Here is a 16,570-nt window from a genome sequence, read left to right as displayed (position 1 = left end):
TTTTCATGGAAACCAGCAAAAACTCATCGCATAATGTTTTCGCCCCTTTTTTAGAGTCATTTCATGCCGAGTACCCGAGCGAAAATACGGTGGCCGCCTACGAATATGACTTTAAAGATTTCGCCAGGTGGTACGCGCATACCACCGGCGAAGATTTAAAACCGGAACTGGTCACCGAGCTCGACCTGGCCGAGTACCGGCAGTATTTGATGCGAAAGTATAAACCTTCTACAGTTAACCGCCGGCTGGCGGCCATTTCCAAATGGCTGAAATGGGCCAACAAAGAGGGGATACTGCAGCGGATCCCTGAAATGCCCAAACAGGTGCGCCAGGAAAAACTAGCGCCCAGGGCTTTGACCCGCTCCGAACAGAACGCCCTCCTCCGGGCCGTGATGCGGGAAGGAAAGCTGAGGGACCAGGCTATAGTTTACGTGCTTATGTACTGCGGCTTGAGAATCGGGGAACTGGTCAGGTTGAGGGTTGAAGACGTGGAGTTGAAACGGCAGGGTAAGATAACGGTGAGAAACGGCAAAGGGGACAAGACCAGGGAAGTGCCCGCCCCTGCAAATGTAAGGAAAGTTCTGCAAGAGTACCTGGGCGATAGGACCAGCGGTAGGATATTCCTCGGCCAGCGGGGCCCCCTTACGGTAAGGGGCGTCCAGGAAATCCTGGCGAAGTACGCCTACAAAGCCAGGATTGAATGTTTAAGCCCCCACACGTTGAGGCATACCTGCGCTACAAATTTGCTCAATAAAGGCGTCGACCTGGTTAAAGTTGCAGCTATTTTGGGACACGAAAACCTGAACATCACGGCAGTTTATACCAGGCCGAGCTTTGACGAACTTAAGAAAGCCGTCGATATTGGCGACCAGGAAAATAATTAAGGCCCGGCTTTTTAAGGCCGGGCCTGGACCATCAGAAATCTTTATTGGAAAAATCAACCGCGCCTTCCTCCCCAGGCCTGAAGGCCGGGGCTTCCAGCGCGGAATGGGGGGTGAGGGGAGATTCACCGGGGCTGCCTGCTGGTTTTTACTTGCTAATTTGTCTCCGGCGGCTTGTCGTGGTGCGAAAAATAACTGGATTTCCTTTCCTCGCCCATCGCCCTTATTTGATCTCCAAGGGGACCATTGAGGAGCTTCTTGAGCTTAAACCCGCTCACTTCCAAGTAATCCCACGGGTCTTCCCCGGCTTCCTGAAGCAGGTTGAAAAATGCTTGGATGTTTTTAAACTTCCAGGTTGACTTGGGAAAATGGGCGTAATACTGGTCACCGGCCTGGACGTAGCCGTACTGGGCAGCGTAAGTCTTTAACGGCTCTTTTATGAGCTCCAGCGCCCTTTCCAGCCTTAAAGCTGTCCTGGCCAGTTCTTCGATGTCCGCAGGAGCCATGATGTCCAAACAACTTACCGCGTAGCCGCAATACTTGCATTGTGACCCCGACTTGGGCTCAAAACCCATATTGCCGGGGTATGACATGGCTTCCCGGATTTCTTCTATCTTCCCGGCCGTCCAGGCCACCCCCTGAAGCATCACGTCGTCGGTCGCAGCCACCTGGACCACCGGCTCCCTCACGTAACGCAAAAACCACAACCTTATCTGGACGTTTTTTATCCCCGTCTGTTGGGACGCCAGCCACGCATACAGCGGTAACTGCGCTTTTTCCACTGGGGAATATTTCTGCCAGTTGCTTTTGAAGTCGGTTATTACCATACTGTTGCCGTCTATCTCTATCAGATCTGCGTAACCTATAATATCTTCGCCCTTGATTACTCCTTTCAGCTCCTGCTCAATGTAAATTTTCCCCCTCGGTGTGTAGCTGTTTAAAAATCTTTCAGCGAGCTTTTTGGCTTCGTCCGCATCTTCGGGGGTCAGCAATTTTGTTTTTGTCGTTGCATACTGATCGATTGAAGCCGCCGGGTCCATCCCTTTAAGCCCGGCTTCTATGCCTATATGGCAGGCCTTGCCGAACTCTAAAGGCTTGGAAGGCGGTTCCGGTATCTTTTCCACGTAATGCAAGAAATAGCTCATAGGGCACGTCTTAAAACGCTCCAGGCGGGAAAACGAGTAAGGCATATTCATCCTCTCCCTTTGAAATTGATAAGCCGGCAGGTTCCTGCCGGCTAGTTCTAAAATACTTCAGCTACCTCATCGCGCCAGATAGACTTATAAGCCTTGCGCGCAACCTTTTTTATTTGTTCCGGACATGTAGCGCTGTCCGCAAGCCCGCGCAAGGATTCAGCAGCCCTGCGGGCCAGCATTACAAAATCTCCAGGCCCGGCATCCAGTAGTAAAGCGCATTTCTCAATAGGTTTTCCGTTCACCCAATCTTGCACAGCATCCTGCATATCGGTTGAATAATATTTTTCTATGCCCCGCTTTCTTAAAAACTCCAAAGCGTCCTTTACAATTCCCGCTGCTCTGCAACCATTTTCTTCACACAGGCAGCCTGTCGCAAGACCGGCCAGCAATTCCGGTTCAACTATGCTGGAGGCATCTTTTTTTATAATGCGGTCCAGCACTTCAGCCATAAGAACTCCGGCAGGCCCGGCATCAAGCGCTATCTTGCCTTTTTCAGTCAACGTCCACCCTGACGTCAAAAAACCTGCATCTACCAGACTTTCAGCTTCTTTTACGAAAGCCCCCCAGCTGGCTTCTTCTGCGCCAGGCAGCTTTTCATAATGCCTGCGCAAAGAATCGGCTTTTTTCACCATCTTTTCCAGTTCGGCAAAAATAGAGCAATTTGCAGGGCCACTTTTCTCGCAGCCAGCGTTTCTAAATAGCGCTTCCAATTCGGCCTTTTTTAGGGCTAATTTTTGATAATATTCCGTCGCAATTTGTTCTTTTTCTTTTGCTTTTTCTTTATTTTTCTTTTTAGCTTTTTTAACCGCTTTCCGCGCTTTACGCAGGTTATTTTGCAAATCGTCGATAGCGTTTCTTAATGGCTGGCACTGCTCCCACAGTTGCTGGCATTGCTCAAACTTGACACATCCTCTATTTCGTAAAGCATTTTTAAGGTTCTTGCGGGCAATTTCCCATTCGGTTCGCGCGTTTTCTTTTACGCTTTCTGCCGCGTATGCAGCAAAACTTTTAGTCACGTATTTTTTTAAGGCATCACGTTCCGGACCCAATCCGGAAATAATTTGCAAAACACTTTCCGGCGTGCGTTCGCTCTCAGGCCGGATGGGTTCTGGCTGCTGCGGCGGTTTAACAGGCACTTCTTCTGGATAACTGGGGTCTACACAGATATAGACGTATCCTTTCTTATCCTGGCCGCGCCTGCCTGCACGTCCCGCCATTTGGAGCAATTCTCTTTTGGTTAACGGGCGAAAGCCTTCATTATCGCGCTTCGTGACCTGCCCAATTACTACTGTCCTGGCTGGATAATTGACGCCTAAAGCGAAGGTTTCGGTGCAGAATATTACTGGCAACAGGCCTTCGATAAACAGTGTTTCTACCAACCGTTTTGCCGACGGCAGCAGGCCGGCGTGGTGGTACCCTATTCCTGATAGCAAACATTTTTTTAACGAACCATGCAGTCTTATGGCCAACGGAGAAAGACCTTCATCTATATGTTTCATAACTAAAGCTTTAACATCTTCATCCAGTAAATTGAGTTTGGTCGCTACCGCAAAGGCGTTTTCTTCCACCAGCCGCCTGCTAAATAAAAACACGAGAGCAGGATACCGCCCGGACCTCATCAATTTTTCTACGACATCGCTATAATTGACCAATTTTTTCTCTCCTTCCGATCTCAGTCGTCTTCCCAATCTTCCCAATCATCATCCCAATCGTCAAAGTCATTCCATTCGCGCCAGCCACCGTAGCTGCGCCTGCTCCAATACCTTTCTTCTTTTGCTTCCTTGAGCAACCTAATTTTCGCCGGCGCTGTTTTTTCTGTCAGCACTTTCCCGTCGATAAACCATCGCCAGACTAACGGCACAGGACGTCTTTCTGATATTACCACTTCTACGTTTTTGCCGCGCGCCCACTCTATCCAGGATGCAATCTCACGATAATTGGAAACCGTAGCGGATAAATAGAGCAAAGATACTCCAGGAGGAGCGAAGATTACCGATTCTTCCCATGCAGAACCACGGTCGCTGTCAAGCAAATGAAATTCGTCGATTACTGCCCATTTTACCTGCAAAAGTTCGTATGGCGAGCAAACGCATTTATTACGAAAAATCTCCGTTGTCATCGTGATTACATCTACTCCAGGATTGATTGTTACATCGCCGGTAATAATCCCCGCCCTCTCCTCACCAAAAAGAGCTGCAAAATCATGGTATCTTTGGTTAGACAGGGACTTTAGTGGAGAAGCGTATACAAATTTCTTCCCTTCCTGTACAGCACGCCGGGCCAGCTGCTCGGCTATCCACGTTTTTCCTGCCCCTGTAGGAGCTATCACCAGCACGTCCAACCCTTGCATCGCTAAGTCTACTGCCTTTTCTTGAAACGCATCAGGCTTTATTATTCGTTTCTTCTTTAACGGGCGCACTTTTGCTTTAGGAAGCGGCAATTCAGCTTTTTCTCGGGAGTTTTGCCGCAATTTCAGCCAATGCTTATAGGATTCTCGCTTTTCAGCCACCAAAGGGTCATCATAAAGCGCTTTTACTTCTTTTTCAGATATAAGCCAGCCTTTATTCTCATAGCTATTAATTGTATACGTAGCTTTTATCGTTAGCATGTCTTTGTGTACGAGTTCTCGAATAAAACTAACCGGCACGCCCAGTATTTTAGCTGCTTCTGGCGTTTTTAGCAGGTGGCTGCCGTCTTCCGTAGATATGCGCCTGCCATCGTCCCATCTGTATTTTGCACTAACTTTTGACACCCAAGTAGCACCTCGCTTCGAAATTAGCAAACCGGGAGAAGTTTATCGGCTTATTCAACCATCGGCATAACGGCAATCCTGATGTTGTCCTTTGCGAAAACCACCGCTTGATGTCTGTCGGCATCGTTATAGGCTACTTCAAAATCTTTCCCCAAAACATTTAAAACCTTTTCTAAAAATCTCTTGTTCAATCTCAGCGTGGCATCCGGCATGATTAAACATTTAGCCTGGCCGTACCAGATGTCTTCCGTCTTTACTGCAGAAAAATTAATTTTTCTGTTGACCTCGCATAAGCTATCTACCATGTGTTTTTCCCAGAACACTGATCCGGGGTACAGGCCTATCATTTTGTTTTCCAGATAGACTATGTTTTTTCCGCTTAACTCTGAAGGTATAGAGCAATGAATCTCGCAGAACAAATAACCGTTTGTAGCTTTCAGAAGGTCTTCCCCCGCACAAAATACCAAGTATTCAGCCCTAGACACGCAGGGATAAGGCTGCTCCGGGGATATCGTCACCAGTTCCTTTGCCGTCTTTAAAGCCTTTGCTAGCTTTTCATCTGGTTCCCGAGAGATTATTTCGCATCCCAACGATTTTTCCTGTTCCCGCAGGTTTTCTAAAAACCGCTTTTCGATTTCATTGGACAAAGCCAATTCATAATAATTTTCTAAAACGCGGTCACCAAATTCGCAGTTATTGCAAAGGCTGGACCGGTAATTTTTGCAGGTAATGCAGTCTACTGCCATCTGTTTTTCTCCTTTCCGAAATATTTGCCGGCGAGAGATATCCCGCCGGCAAGATATTAATTAACCAACATAGACTACAACATCGCTGAATTTTTTACCCCTATGTTCGCCGGCCAATTCGGAAAGCTCCCAGACTCCCTCATCGTTTAAAAAAGCAAGAATATCTTCATCAGTTGTAGGGCCAACTCTTAAAAATCTATAGGTTAACTGCACATAAGAGTAGGGTCCCAGCTTTAACTGTTCTTCGCTTAAAACAGGATACAAAAATTCGATATACATTTACCTGTCCCCTTCCTGCTATTTTTCCCACGTAAACATTCCTTTGTTGTAAGGCTGGCGGTAGATTACTACGTCTATTCCAACTTTTTCCAGCTTTGCTATCTCCGGTGGAGCATCTTCCATAACCAGGCCCAGTCCTAGTTCTTTAGCTGCTTCATCCTTTTCCCGCGTCATTATAAGCCTGACCTCCGGGAAACCCCACCGCTTCAGCCATTCAACCGTAATTCCCCTGGCTTTTTCCGGCCGCGCCGTCAGGTAATAAATCTCTATCCCGCCGGAAGCCAGGATGTCCAGGGCCTCTACAGCCCCGGGCATCGGTTTCGCTTCGGCAAATAGTTCTAGATGTTTTGTAAACCATTCTTCATCTATCCCGTAACGCGATAGCCCATATTCTTTAAAACAGGCATCCGGCGGGTTTAACGCCTGCCGGATGCATTCGTTTACGTCCGCTATTGTGTTACAGATATCTATGCCTATCTTGGCGACCATTATTGTTCGCTCCCTATCCAGACGGGAAGCACCAGATGCAACGCATCTTCGCTGGGGGGTTCCAGCTTTAAAGGCTTCATTTTTTCGCTAAAAGTCAATATGAGCTCGTCCGAGTTTACAACCCGCACCGTATCCAAAAGTAGATTGGCATTATATGTCATCTCAAACGCTTCCCCCTCCGTATCGGCCTCTATGATTTCGTTGACGCCTCCTATATCGCTGCCATAGGTTGCCAGTCTTACTTCCCCATTTACCGCTATTTTTACTATCGGTACTCTTTTTTCCGAAATGAACAGGGAAGCCCGTTCCAGACTGTCCAGTAGTAAAGTTCTTTTAACCGTTATTTTTGCCGCCTGCAGTTTGGGGATCACTACCTCGTAATTGGGAAACTTGCCCGCACTCAACCTTATGAAGGCCGTTTCTGTCTCGGTAGCGAATTTGATAAAGCTGTCTTCCATCGTGACGTTCAAATCCTCGTCGTCAAACAGGCGGACTAAATCATACAGCTGCTTTGCCGGCGCCAGGCAATTCTTGCCTTCTCCTTCGTACTGGACAGAAATGGGTTTTATTGCTAGGCGATGGCTGTCCGTGGCTACCAGTTTTAACGTTCCGGGCTGGAGTTCCAGGAGTATGTTGCTGAAAATAGCTCCAGCAATATCTCTGGCCGCGGCCACGACTACCATAGAGACCGCTTCGCGCAACTTACGGGCTTCAACCTTAAACTCGATACCATCTACTTCCGGGGCAGCCGGGTAGCTGTCGGGAATATAAGTGTTGAGCTCTACTTTGTTTTTGCCGTATACGAAACGGCATATCGGGTCGTTATAAACGATTATCAGATGCTCGGCGTCAATTTTCCTTATGAGTTCAGTCGCTATTTTCCCGGGCAAAACCATTTTGCCTTCTTTGGCCACTTCTGCTGGAACGCGAGTTTTAATGGTCAGCATTAAATCCGTGGCCGTCAAATAAAGCCCGTCTTTTTGGGCTTCCACCAGCACGCCCGTCAATACAGGCATGGTGGTGGTTGTTGCCAGGGCGCGGGATACCTTCTGCAGCCCCAGGGCCAGGTCCTTCTGCTTGCATGTCACCTGCATAAAAAACTCCTCCTTTCCCGCCAGTCCTCCCGGCAGCGCCGGGATAAGACTGGCGCTGCCGTTTTCCCCCGGCAGGAAGGGTGGATTTTTGGTTATTATAAAAGCCGCTTGCTATTTTAAAGCTGCGGCTTTCTCATACAAGTTTAATGTTTGTTAATTTGACTGATTGCCTGAGCGACCACTGTATCATTCAAGCGGAAATTTATCTCTTTTAGTCTTTCTATAGTTTTTATTCCTTCTTCTGGTGTGAGCACACATTCATTAACCGCTTGAACAATTAATCCTAAAGTGCCCATCACGTTTATACCGATTCTTTTGGTATAATTTTTTGCTTTTTTATCGTCAGTTATAATTAAATTAGCTTTTTGTTCTACAGCTAAGGCTATACATTCAGCTTCTCCGAACCCTAAATGGTTTTGCAACACTTTGAGATAGTCAATTTCTTTAATTTCTTTTACAATAATCCATCCTTCTTCTATTGCTTGATGGATTCTTTTGCCTCCAGGTTTTTCCTCTATAACTTCTTCTTTAACGCCTAATGGTATAATTATAGCCTGCCAAAGTTTTTTCAATAATTCTAGACTGTCTATTTTTGCTAGGGCAATTAATACAGTAGTATCACTTATTATTACCACCGCGCCCTAGCCTCCTTAAAGTTTCCATATCCTCATTTAAATCTTCTTCGTCATAGTCTAGATAGACCCCGCAATCAGCCAGTAAATCGAAAAAATTTGAATAAGATACTCCAGCAAGTTCCACAGCTTTCCCCAATGATATTTTTCTTTCCGCATATAATGCTACGGCCAGTCTTTTCAAAACTTCTTTAGTTAAATCCCGTCTGGTTCCTATAACCGAGTATATTTCTTCTGGTATCTGAAGTTCTATTTTCCTCATTGCTATCACCTCTAGCGATATTATATCGCTTTTCCTATAAAAATTTCTATATGTCGCCTGCATAAAATTTTTCCTCCTTTCCCGCCAGTCTTTCCGGCAGCGCCGGGATAAGACTGGCGCTGCCGTTTTCCCCCGGCAGAAAGGGTGGATTTTTAAAAATAGCTTTTCCAGATGAAAAACCTGGAAAAGTTATCTTTGGTCAAGCACTGCTGTCATGCAGCCGCGCTTAAGGTGTTGCGCCTTCCCCGGAAACCGCAGCTTTTTCTCTGCAGCCTCCGGGCAGGGCGCAAAGCCCTGCCCTGCAAAAGCCCTGCAAAAATTTACCCTTTTATATCCAGAATTAATTCATCTTCATCAATAAATATTATTTTTACCGCTACGGCTTTGCCGTTTTCATCTCTTATAACGTAACAGTCGTATACTCCATCTGTTTCAATTTTGCTATCAACTTCTATCAACTAATCATAAGGTTGACAGCAAAAGCAGTTTACGCTCTCCGAGAGGCTGGCTTTGAACCCGGCTTTCCGGCTGGCGGAAAAGCGGAGCCGAGCGTCTGGAGTCCCGCCCGAAACAGTCACGCCGCAAAGTCGAGGAGCGTCATCCGGCAACCAGAGGCCACCGTCTTCTTCCAGCTCCACGACGCTTCCAAACGGCGGGGTGGTGCTAACGCCTTGAGCTCAGGCAACTGAGTGCTGGGCTCCCACCTTAAGGATAGGGATGGTTTGGCCGGCCAAAATGCCGTTTGCCGCACATCTCAGCCCTGGCTACCCGGCGGCGCTCGGCTTCCCGGAAGGGAAACCTCATCGTCAAAGCCCGCTTCGCGTGCAGCTCAGAAGCCAGCCGGCCGCACGTTCCGCCGGAGCTTTCTCCCGCCCGGGCCAATCCCTGTCCTTTCCCAAGAACATCCCGGGAGACTAAAAGGTTAATTGGCTTGTTTAAGATAATAACGTTGAAGCAATATTGCTTTCACTTTTTTATATGGGGTGTAACGGGTTATCTCTTCGTCATGCAGCCTTTTTTTCAGGTTCATGGCCGCCACCTGGTCAGCATCGGCAGTAAAACCGCATTGGCGGCATTTGAAAATGTCTCCATTGCGATTTCTCGCGTCAACCCACCCGCATTGCGGACACTCCTGGCTGGAATAGGCCGCGTTTTGCGGCCCGGGGTCGGTGACGGAGTAGATGTAGTTCTTGTATTCCCGGCGCTCCTTGATTATATTTCGCTGCCAGCCGCTTACCTTGCGAGAGAGGCCTTTGCTTTTGGCTTTGCCGCGCAGGTGAGCAAGGTTTTCGTAGGCGATTACCCGCGGCCGGCGTTCTTTGTAGAGTTCGTTAAACGCCCGGTTGATTTCGTTTTCGCACCTGGACCTGTATCTTTTATTCCTTTTCGTCTGCTTGATGAGGCCCAGATTGCGCCTTAGAATCCGCCAGGCTTTGTTGGGATCTTGCTCCAAGAATTTCCGGCGCAAGGCCCAGAGTTTCCCGCGTTTCCGGCTCTTGTCCAAAATATGGTCGGACATCTCCTGCAGGGCTTCGCCGTACTCGGGCCGGTACTTTTTGCCTGCGTCGTCGGTAAATACTTCCGTCACGCCCAGGTCGATGCCGGCTTCTTCCCCGCCGGACGGATGGATTCGGGGTTCCCTGTTCAAGTGGACTTCCACCGCTTGCTCGTCCGGCAGGAGAACTACCCGCAGGTTGCCTTGCATGGCGTGCATCCCGGTCAAGGGTATGACCACCCTTTCGCCGGGGGTTAATGTCGCTACGGCGATATACTGCCGCTTCCCGGCAGTAAATACCCGGTACATTTGCTGGTCCACAACGAAACTGCAGGCTTTTTTGACGCGGGGTCTTTTGCCTAAGATACGGCGGAAGGTGCGCTGCAAGTACTTTCTTACTCTTGCGCGGCCTTCCGTGTCCAGATTTATTTCTTCATTAACCATGTCTTCATTAGTGAAAATTGCCTGGAACCTCTCCCAATCCCGGCCGTGCTTTTTATCTCTGTACAAAAGCCAGAAGGCGTAGTGCTTTTCTTCGTCGGACAAGCCTTCATGACGGTAAAGCCGCTCTTTGACCTCGACGACGGCGGCCTCCCACTGCCTTTCCAGGGTGAACAGGGCGTCGTCCAAAGCCAGCTTCCACTGGCGGGCTTGCAGCCCGAAAGGGCTGGTGAAACCGACTGCAACCAGCTCGTCCCGCAGCTTGCGCTTGGCACTTAAGTGGTGCAGGTATTTGACGTGCCCGTATTTAACCAGAAAGGCGTCTTTCTGGCGGGCGTAGGCTTCTGCTGTTTGGACAATTTTGGCCCACTTATCCCTGTTCAGCGGCAGGCTTTTCTGCTTGATCGTCTGTCGCACCGGCTAATGCCTCCCTCACCGTTTTGGTCAACTTGCGGGCTTTATAGGTCCTCTGGCCGTACAGCCGGGCCGCGAAATGCTGGACGATGCTGATCAGGTCTTCGGTCAACTCCTGGGCCGGGGACATGTCTTCGGCTTTGTTGGCCACGAGGATTTCGCAGCCGAACTTGGCGAACAAATCCTCGAAGAAGTCGAACCCAAACCGCACCAGCCGGTCTTTATGGGCAACGATTACTGTTTTGACTTCTCCACGGGTGACCATCCCGCACAACTTCAGGAAATTTTTGCGCTTATAATTAAGCGCCGACCCTATGTCGGCAAATATCTCGTCCACAGCCAGCCCTCTGCCGGCGGCGAATTCCTTCAAGTAATGCAACTGGTTTTCCAGATCAGGTTTTTGTCCGGAGGACGATACCCGGGCGTATAATACGATTTTTTGGGGTTCCTGGCGGTTTTTTATCCCCAAGGCCCGGTAAAACATTTCTTCCGTATATCTACGCTTATTGGTAGGCGTGCGCAGGGCGACCAGTTTGCCTTCTTTGTCCCAGGCACGCAAGGTCGATACGCTGACCCCAAGTTTTTCGGCGAATTCGCTCACTGTGTAAAGTTTCATAAAACATCACCTGATATTAGTTTATATCAGGTGATGTCGGTTGACAATACCTATTATGGATAATTGTTAAAAGAAAAGAAACTGTTCCCAACCTCCGAAACCGCTGCTCGACACAGCGCCGCCTTTTAAAACGCCGGCATCCAACCTGGAAAGGGTAAGCATGCAACATACTTCATACCATTTATCTTTATCTCCCGGTCTTTTTTCCGCATCAAAATAATGACACCAAATTTTCTCAATGGCATTATCGTTGCGATACATGTTATAGTCAAAAATACCGGCCTGTCCGCTGTCAACGCCGATATCGCCGCTTATATGCTCCCAGCCATTTTCAGGTAAATTATGGTCTTTATGGTGTGCAATCAGTTCGGCGCAGCGTTCTCCCCATACTCCTTCATCATTAATTCTTTTAACAAAAGCAAGCCAAATTCCTTTTTTGACGTTGTTTATCTCTGCCTGGCACCATGTGCCAAGCGGGTAACAGGGATCAGATACAACCAATTTCCCACTTTTGCATTTGAATTCGCCAAGGGTAACCATGTTTTTAGCTCCTTTCTCTTGTTTTCTATAGCCTGCCCGGCACTTTTCGCATAAGCTCTTTTAAAACATCCAACGACCCGTGCATTCCTTTTGCCGAGACCATCATTACAAATATTACTATTCCTGCCAGCCCTATAAGCCAGTCAACTACGCTCCCGGTCCTTACTAATGGTACGCGCGTGCGCTTCTGGTAGGGATACAGCAAAGGTATCCCTGAGGGCGTCAATGCGTCCTCCGCCAGGTGGACGCTGTACCCAATTAGAAAAGGCACCTGCGGCCACCCTAAAGCTTTTATGGCTAACCAGGCGGCTGCCATCCCTAAAAGGGAGTGCGTGACGCCCCTATGCGGCATAAACGTTAAAACTAAAAACGCTATCCCCGCCGCCAGCAATAAAGGAAGCCTGGTCTGGTACCAGGCTCCCAACAGCATTACGCTTGCTATCCCCCGGCCTATCCTGCCGGGCGGCATCCCGGGCGTCATCTCCCGGCTTATCAGGCTGTCCGGATGGTCTATGTCCGGCATTAAAGCTCCTAACGCGGCCATTCCCAGGCCGGCATAGTCGTGGACCAGCAAAGAAGCCGCCGCAAGACCAGTGAAAAGATGCGTGCTACCCCGCATTTCAAGCACCTGCCTTTGTAAGTTCTTTTGCCACTTCTTTTAACGCTAACGCAATCTTATCCCGGTGAGGGACCAGATAAATGTCCCTTTGCTTTTTATATTCTTCCGCGCTTTCCCACCCGTCTTTGCCGACCAGGGGGCGCAGGACGTAAGTATCATTGTGCTTTACCAGGACGGTCCCCTGGCACCGGAACCCGTGTAAAAGCCAGCAGACGTCATAGTCTAATGCCACCATTTTTAGGTTAAGCAGCTTTTCCCACAACACGCTGTCTTCTTTTATGTCCGGCCGGGGGTCAGTTATGCGTCTTTCCTTTTGCATTGTTTCAGCTCCTTCCTTATAGCGAACATCTGTTTGAGAGTATTATACATCCTCACCCCACCTGCGCGCAAGGTTGTATTTTGTCTATTTTTGTCGATGCATTATCCTGCAATGTTTTCGGCCACTACTTCGAAATTGGTCAGATTTATCCTCGTCGCCGAGATGGGCGAGCCCACTTTATCGAAAGCCGTGATGGCCTGCAGGACGCCTTCCGCCATGATAAACTGGCCTTTCTTTAAGCTCACGGCCCGTTTGGCCACATCGCCCCAACCCATAAGGGTGATGGTTTCTTTCTTCCCGTTGCGCCCGGTAAGGAGAATTATCCTTATCGCTTCTACCTGCCCTTTCTGGCTGTTAACCTGCGTTATTTTGGGCTCGTTGACGACGCTTCCCGCGATTATCACCCTGTTCACGTATTTTTTAACTCCTTTCTTTATCAGCTTTTTATACCTCTTCACGTTGACTATCTCAGGCTTTTTCCCGGCGGCCAGCAGGTCGTCCAGCCCTTTATATCGCAAATCCCATACGGCATAAAAGATTTTTATGCCGGCGCGGTACAGTTCCCGCCCCAGCTTCAAAGCGGCCCTGGCCACGTTTTCGTTTTCTTTCGCGTCGGCATCGTAAGCAATCACCGCTTCCTTAACGCCGTTTTCAACCAAATCTTTTACAAATTCTCCGGCGTCCCAAGAATTGACCCCGGGCACGGCCACTACCGTCTCACCCAGATAATGCGACGCCACGTCGGCTTTCAGCGGCCCTTCAGTTATCCAGACGCGCTCCAGATTGCCGTTCCTGGCAACATGGTAGCGCGCCTTCGCCTTAGGACCTTGCCCTTTCTTGGAAGATAGCCACCTGTATTTGCCTTTTGCCGGATTGTCAAGCCGTACCTGCACCCCCCATATCTCACCTTTAAAATTTTTCACCGGTATAAGCAGTCCGGGCGCCCCGGATAGATACCAGCCACGTTCTCCTGCAGAGAACCCGGGCACGCTTGAAGGGTCTTCCCGTTCTAAAACAGCCTTTACCGCTTCGCTCCGGCCGTGCCCGGGCAGCGTGGCGTACGGGCTATGCCTATCTTCCGGCAGCCCCCGCTTTAATAACTGCTCCTTATGCTCTTTAGATAACGGCAAACTGCGGAATAAAAGCCGGTAAACCCTGTCCAGCTTTGACGGGTCTGCCGGCTCTTCTTCAGGTTGGGGTATATAAGTCTGTCTTTTAATCCCCGGGTCGTCTATCCTGCCGCTGAAACCGCACTTGTGGCAGTAAAACACTCTTTTTTCAAGGTTTACGTACAGATGTTTTTTTGTGTCCCCGCAGGCTGGGCAGTCGGCCTGGTATTCATTTCCTCCCGCCGGTTTCAAATGCAGGCCTTCTAAAAACCCTAGAGCGTTGATTACCATCGGGCATACAGCTCCTGTTTAAATTTAAAAAATTAAATCGCTGTGCCTTTTAAAACTAAAAAATTCTCCTCCCGGTCCAACGATTATAAAATCTAAAACGGGTATAGATAATAGTTTTCCTGCTTTTATTAAATTTTGACATATAAGCTTATCGCTTTCTGAAGGGGTAACATCGCCGCTGGGATGATTGTGGACGCAAATTATCCCAGAAGCACCGGCCAGAATGGCTCCTTTAAAAACTTCTCTGGGCGGCGCTAGTACTTCACTTATCGTACCCATAGAAATAATTTGCACCCCGTTTATTTTTTGTTTTACATCCATAAACATCACCAAAAAATGTTCCCGGTCAGCCTCATTTAATAAATTCATAGCGATTTTTACTGCCGTATCGGGCATCTTTATTTCTTTATCCAGGTAACCTATCCTTTTTTCTTTTACCAGTCTCACATTTACCAGGTTGACGGCGTAACGCTTTGGATAATTTGGATAAGTTGCATATTCATCAAACACCGTTTCTTGCTGCATGGCAGCAACCTCCTTTTTTGGTTTTTTTAGTTAATTTAAACTTCACTTTTATTTAATTGTTAATTTAGAAACCGTTATTTTTGACTGCCGGAAGCCGTCATGTGGCCGCCGGCAATTGCAGCTTAATGCCTTGCCCGCGCCGGAAAACTTTTATCTTTTTCCGGCCCGGGCAGGACATTTAGCCCTGCGCCGTTAGATCAAAACGCCGTTTGTTAAAACATAATGGCGGCTTATTTTAGCTACAGCGTCTATTAAATCTGCCCAAAATACTTTACGGGCTAACTTTTTCTTTAACCTAGGATTTTTTTGGACTGCATTCAAAAGAACAGCTTCTGCGGCTTTAGCCGGAGTGACCCCCAACAAATTTTCCTCTACCGGCAGTATCAGTTTTTCTTTCCACGGTTTTTCTGGAGATACTATCTCGACCCAGCGGTATATAATTTGACCCCCTTTAGATAACGGTTCAATTTTTGCTTTATACCAGCGTTCTTCCTTCGCTTTTTTGTATACAGTATCAACCCAGTTATCCGGTATGCTGTCCAAAGAAAATTCCGCTATAAGGGCTACAGGGTAATATTTTTCTTCCGCTTGCTTCATGTCACGGTATCGGTTTCTGGGATTGTGGTCTTTTCTTTTCTGGAACCCCCGGTAAATCTCCAGCACCTTGTCGTCCAGGTTAATAATATAAGCCCATTCGCAGAATAAAGAATCGGCCAGAAAATCGCGGTTGTCTATCATATACCGCAGCCCGCCTGCTGTATATGCCCGCGGCCTTCCCTGGGCGTGTCTCAGCAAGCAATACCAGTCGTCTAACCTTTGTTCTCCTACCGAAAGGTCGGCAAACCTTTCGCACTCTTTGATCTGGTCAGGTGTGGGGCGGCTGTCGCCGTCAACAAGGATGATTTTCCCGGCGGCGTCAACCATCCGCTCGTACGGAGTTTCCTGGATGAAATCCACTATCGTTTGCCCCAACTGTTCAGGGTACGAATCAAAATGGTTGAAAGTTAACTTATCCATGCCATCAATTCTGAAACCATAAGCTCCTCTCGTGCTCATTTCTAGGGCGCAGGCGGGAAACGGCCCGCCTACGCCAGCACCTCCTTCTTTTAAAATTTGGTGTCGGCTTCAAACGGGCCGTCTCCGCTCTGTTTACTGATTTTTCCCCGGCAAAAGTCTTAAACTATTAAGCGCAACCAACCGCTTCGTAGTAATCTATTTTTTTTTCTAAAGCCTTAACATCAATGCCTTCTTTCAGATATGGTTTCAACAGATTTAAAATATCAGCTTTAACTTTCTCGGCAGTTAAGTTTTTGTAAACAATATTAGAATCAAACTGCCAGGGATAACCGGCCGGCATACCGAAATATATCCCGCCGTCCATTTCTGCTGAATCTACCCAAGTTAGATATTCGTAGCCCGGTTTATAGGTTAATTCATCGAGGAATTCATGAAAATTAATGTCATCGTCTTCTACAATTCCATCTTCGTCGCTCCCAAGGCCGATTAACTCGGCCATTTTGTAGGCGTCGAACATCGACTGTTTTACCTCCAACCCGTAAATAACTATTGGCCAGTATTCTATGCTCATCTTTTTTCACTCCTTCCAGTTTTATAAAAATTAGCCCCCTGAAAACCCACGGCCTCGTGCCGTGGGATGAAAGGGGAATCATTAAGCTATGCAAAAACTTCTCCCGTACCGTATAAGTTCCACTAGATTAGTTTTAACCGGCTTAGGAAGTCCTGCCAACTTAACGTAATCGCCGCAATTTTGTACCCCTTTTACCATATACCGCCGGCCATTATAAGCTACAATATCTTTAGGCTGATATGGATACCTCCGTTTCCTTACGCTCACCCTTCCATTGGATAC

At 48.1% G+C, this 16,570-nt stretch carries 19 protein-coding genes; 1 reads left to right on the top strand and 18 read right to left on the bottom strand.

All coding sequences use genetic code 11. The annotated features are described in order from the left end of the window. Positions 1-5 precede the first annotated feature (5 nt). Positions 6-884, top strand: coding sequence for a tyrosine-type recombinase/integrase (locus tag SDD30_RS13340; protein ID WP_434075420.1), 879 nt, complete (start codon positions 6-8; stop codon positions 882-884). Between the two features lie 152 nt (positions 885-1,036). Here SDD30_RS13340 and SDD30_RS13335 read toward each other — a convergent pair whose 3' ends face one another. The 18 genes from SDD30_RS13335 to SDD30_RS13250 all read right to left on the bottom strand — a co-directional run bounded on the left by SDD30_RS13335 (position 1,037) and on the right by SDD30_RS13250 (position 16,288). Continuing rightward, a complete protein-coding gene (locus SDD30_RS13335) occupies positions 1,037-2,071 on the bottom strand; it encodes a RecB family exonuclease (protein ID WP_434075419.1) in 1,035 nt (344 codons plus the stop codon). 53 nt (positions 2,072-2,124) lie between these two features. Beyond that, positions 2,125-3,729, bottom strand: coding sequence for a helicase-related protein (locus SDD30_RS13330; protein ID WP_434075418.1), 1,605 nt, complete (start codon positions 3,727-3,729; stop codon positions 2,125-2,127). Between the two features lie 20 nt (positions 3,730-3,749). Further along, a complete protein-coding gene (locus SDD30_RS13325) occupies positions 3,750-4,829 on the bottom strand; it encodes a DEAD/DEAH box helicase (protein WP_434075417.1) in 1,080 nt (359 codons plus the stop codon). A 50-nt stretch (positions 4,830-4,879) separates the two neighbouring features. Beyond that, positions 4,880-5,575, bottom strand: coding sequence for a hypothetical protein (locus tag SDD30_RS13320; protein ID WP_434075416.1), 696 nt, complete (start codon positions 5,573-5,575; stop codon positions 4,880-4,882). 60 nt (positions 5,576-5,635) lie between these two features. Then, entirely contained in the window at positions 5,636-5,854 is a 219-nt protein-coding gene (locus SDD30_RS13315) for a hypothetical protein (RefSeq protein WP_434075415.1), read from the bottom strand. An 18-nt stretch (positions 5,855-5,872) separates the two neighbouring features. After that, positions 5,873-6,343, bottom strand: a complete 471-nt coding sequence (locus SDD30_RS13310) for a 5' nucleotidase, NT5C type (protein WP_434075414.1) — start codon at positions 6,341-6,343, stop codon at positions 5,873-5,875. After that, positions 6,343-7,437: a DNA polymerase III subunit beta gene (gene dnaN / locus SDD30_RS13305; protein ID WP_434075413.1), complete on the bottom strand. Its 1,095-nt coding sequence runs from the start codon at positions 7,435-7,437 to the stop codon at positions 6,343-6,345. The genes SDD30_RS13310 and dnaN overlap by 1 nt, the downstream gene beginning before the upstream one ends. Positions 7,438-7,580: 143 nt before the next feature. Then, entirely contained in the window at positions 7,581-8,072 is a 492-nt protein-coding gene (locus tag SDD30_RS13300) for a PIN domain-containing protein (RefSeq protein ID WP_434075412.1), read from the bottom strand. Next, positions 8,056-8,394, bottom strand: a complete 339-nt coding sequence (locus SDD30_RS13295) for a UPF0175 family protein (RefSeq protein ID WP_434075411.1) — start codon at positions 8,392-8,394, stop codon at positions 8,056-8,058. The genes SDD30_RS13300 and SDD30_RS13295 overlap by 17 nt, the downstream gene beginning before the upstream one ends. Before the next feature lie 859 nt (positions 8,395-9,253). Continuing rightward, complete coding sequence (locus tag SDD30_RS13290; RefSeq protein ID WP_434075410.1) at positions 9,254-10,684, bottom strand: zinc ribbon domain-containing protein; 1,431 nt, start codon at positions 10,682-10,684, stop codon at positions 9,254-9,256. Next, complete coding sequence (locus SDD30_RS13285) at positions 10,638-11,297, bottom strand: IS607 family transposase (RefSeq protein WP_434075409.1); 660 nt, start codon at positions 11,295-11,297, stop codon at positions 10,638-10,640. The genes SDD30_RS13290 and SDD30_RS13285 overlap by 47 nt, the downstream gene beginning before the upstream one ends. Before the next feature lie 66 nt (positions 11,298-11,363). Further along, positions 11,364-11,837 carry a hypothetical protein gene (locus SDD30_RS13280; protein ID WP_434075408.1) on the bottom strand — a complete coding sequence of 158 codons (474 nt, stop codon included), beginning with the start codon at positions 11,835-11,837 and terminating at the stop codon, positions 11,364-11,366. Between the two features lie 25 nt (positions 11,838-11,862). Continuing rightward, a complete protein-coding gene (locus tag SDD30_RS13275) occupies positions 11,863-12,456 on the bottom strand; it encodes a metal-dependent hydrolase (protein WP_434075450.1) in 594 nt (197 codons plus the stop codon). A 1-nt stretch (position 12,457) separates the two neighbouring features. Then, positions 12,458-12,775, bottom strand: coding sequence for a hypothetical protein (locus tag SDD30_RS13270; protein ID WP_434075407.1), 318 nt, complete (start codon positions 12,773-12,775; stop codon positions 12,458-12,460). 101 nt (positions 12,776-12,876) lie between these two features. Next, positions 12,877-14,175 (bottom strand): DUF3854 domain-containing protein, encoded by a 1,299-nt coding sequence (locus SDD30_RS13265; protein ID WP_434075406.1) that lies wholly within the window; start codon positions 14,173-14,175, stop codon positions 12,877-12,879. 24 nt (positions 14,176-14,199) lie between these two features. Continuing rightward, on the bottom strand, positions 14,200-14,700 hold the full coding sequence (locus tag SDD30_RS13260; protein WP_434075405.1) for a JAB domain-containing protein: 501 nt from the start codon (positions 14,698-14,700) through the stop codon (positions 14,200-14,202). Between the two features lie 192 nt (positions 14,701-14,892). Next, positions 14,893-15,657 carry a hypothetical protein gene (locus SDD30_RS13255; RefSeq protein ID WP_434075404.1) on the bottom strand — a complete coding sequence of 255 codons (765 nt, stop codon included), beginning with the start codon at positions 15,655-15,657 and terminating at the stop codon, positions 14,893-14,895. Positions 15,658-15,883: 226 nt separating this feature from the next. After that, the gene (locus SDD30_RS13250) at positions 15,884-16,288 is read right to left on the bottom strand and encodes a hypothetical protein (RefSeq protein ID WP_434075403.1); all 405 of its coding nucleotides are present in this window, start codon (positions 16,286-16,288) and stop codon (positions 15,884-15,886) included. Positions 16,289-16,570 lie beyond the last annotated feature (282 nt).

It is taken from the genome of Moorella naiadis (nom. illeg.) (assembly GCF_051020825.1).
Taxonomy (GTDB): Bacteria; Bacillota; DSM-521; order Neomoorellales; family Neomoorellaceae; genus Neomoorella; species Neomoorella naiadis.
This window is presented reverse-complemented; position numbering and strand designations above follow the sequence as displayed.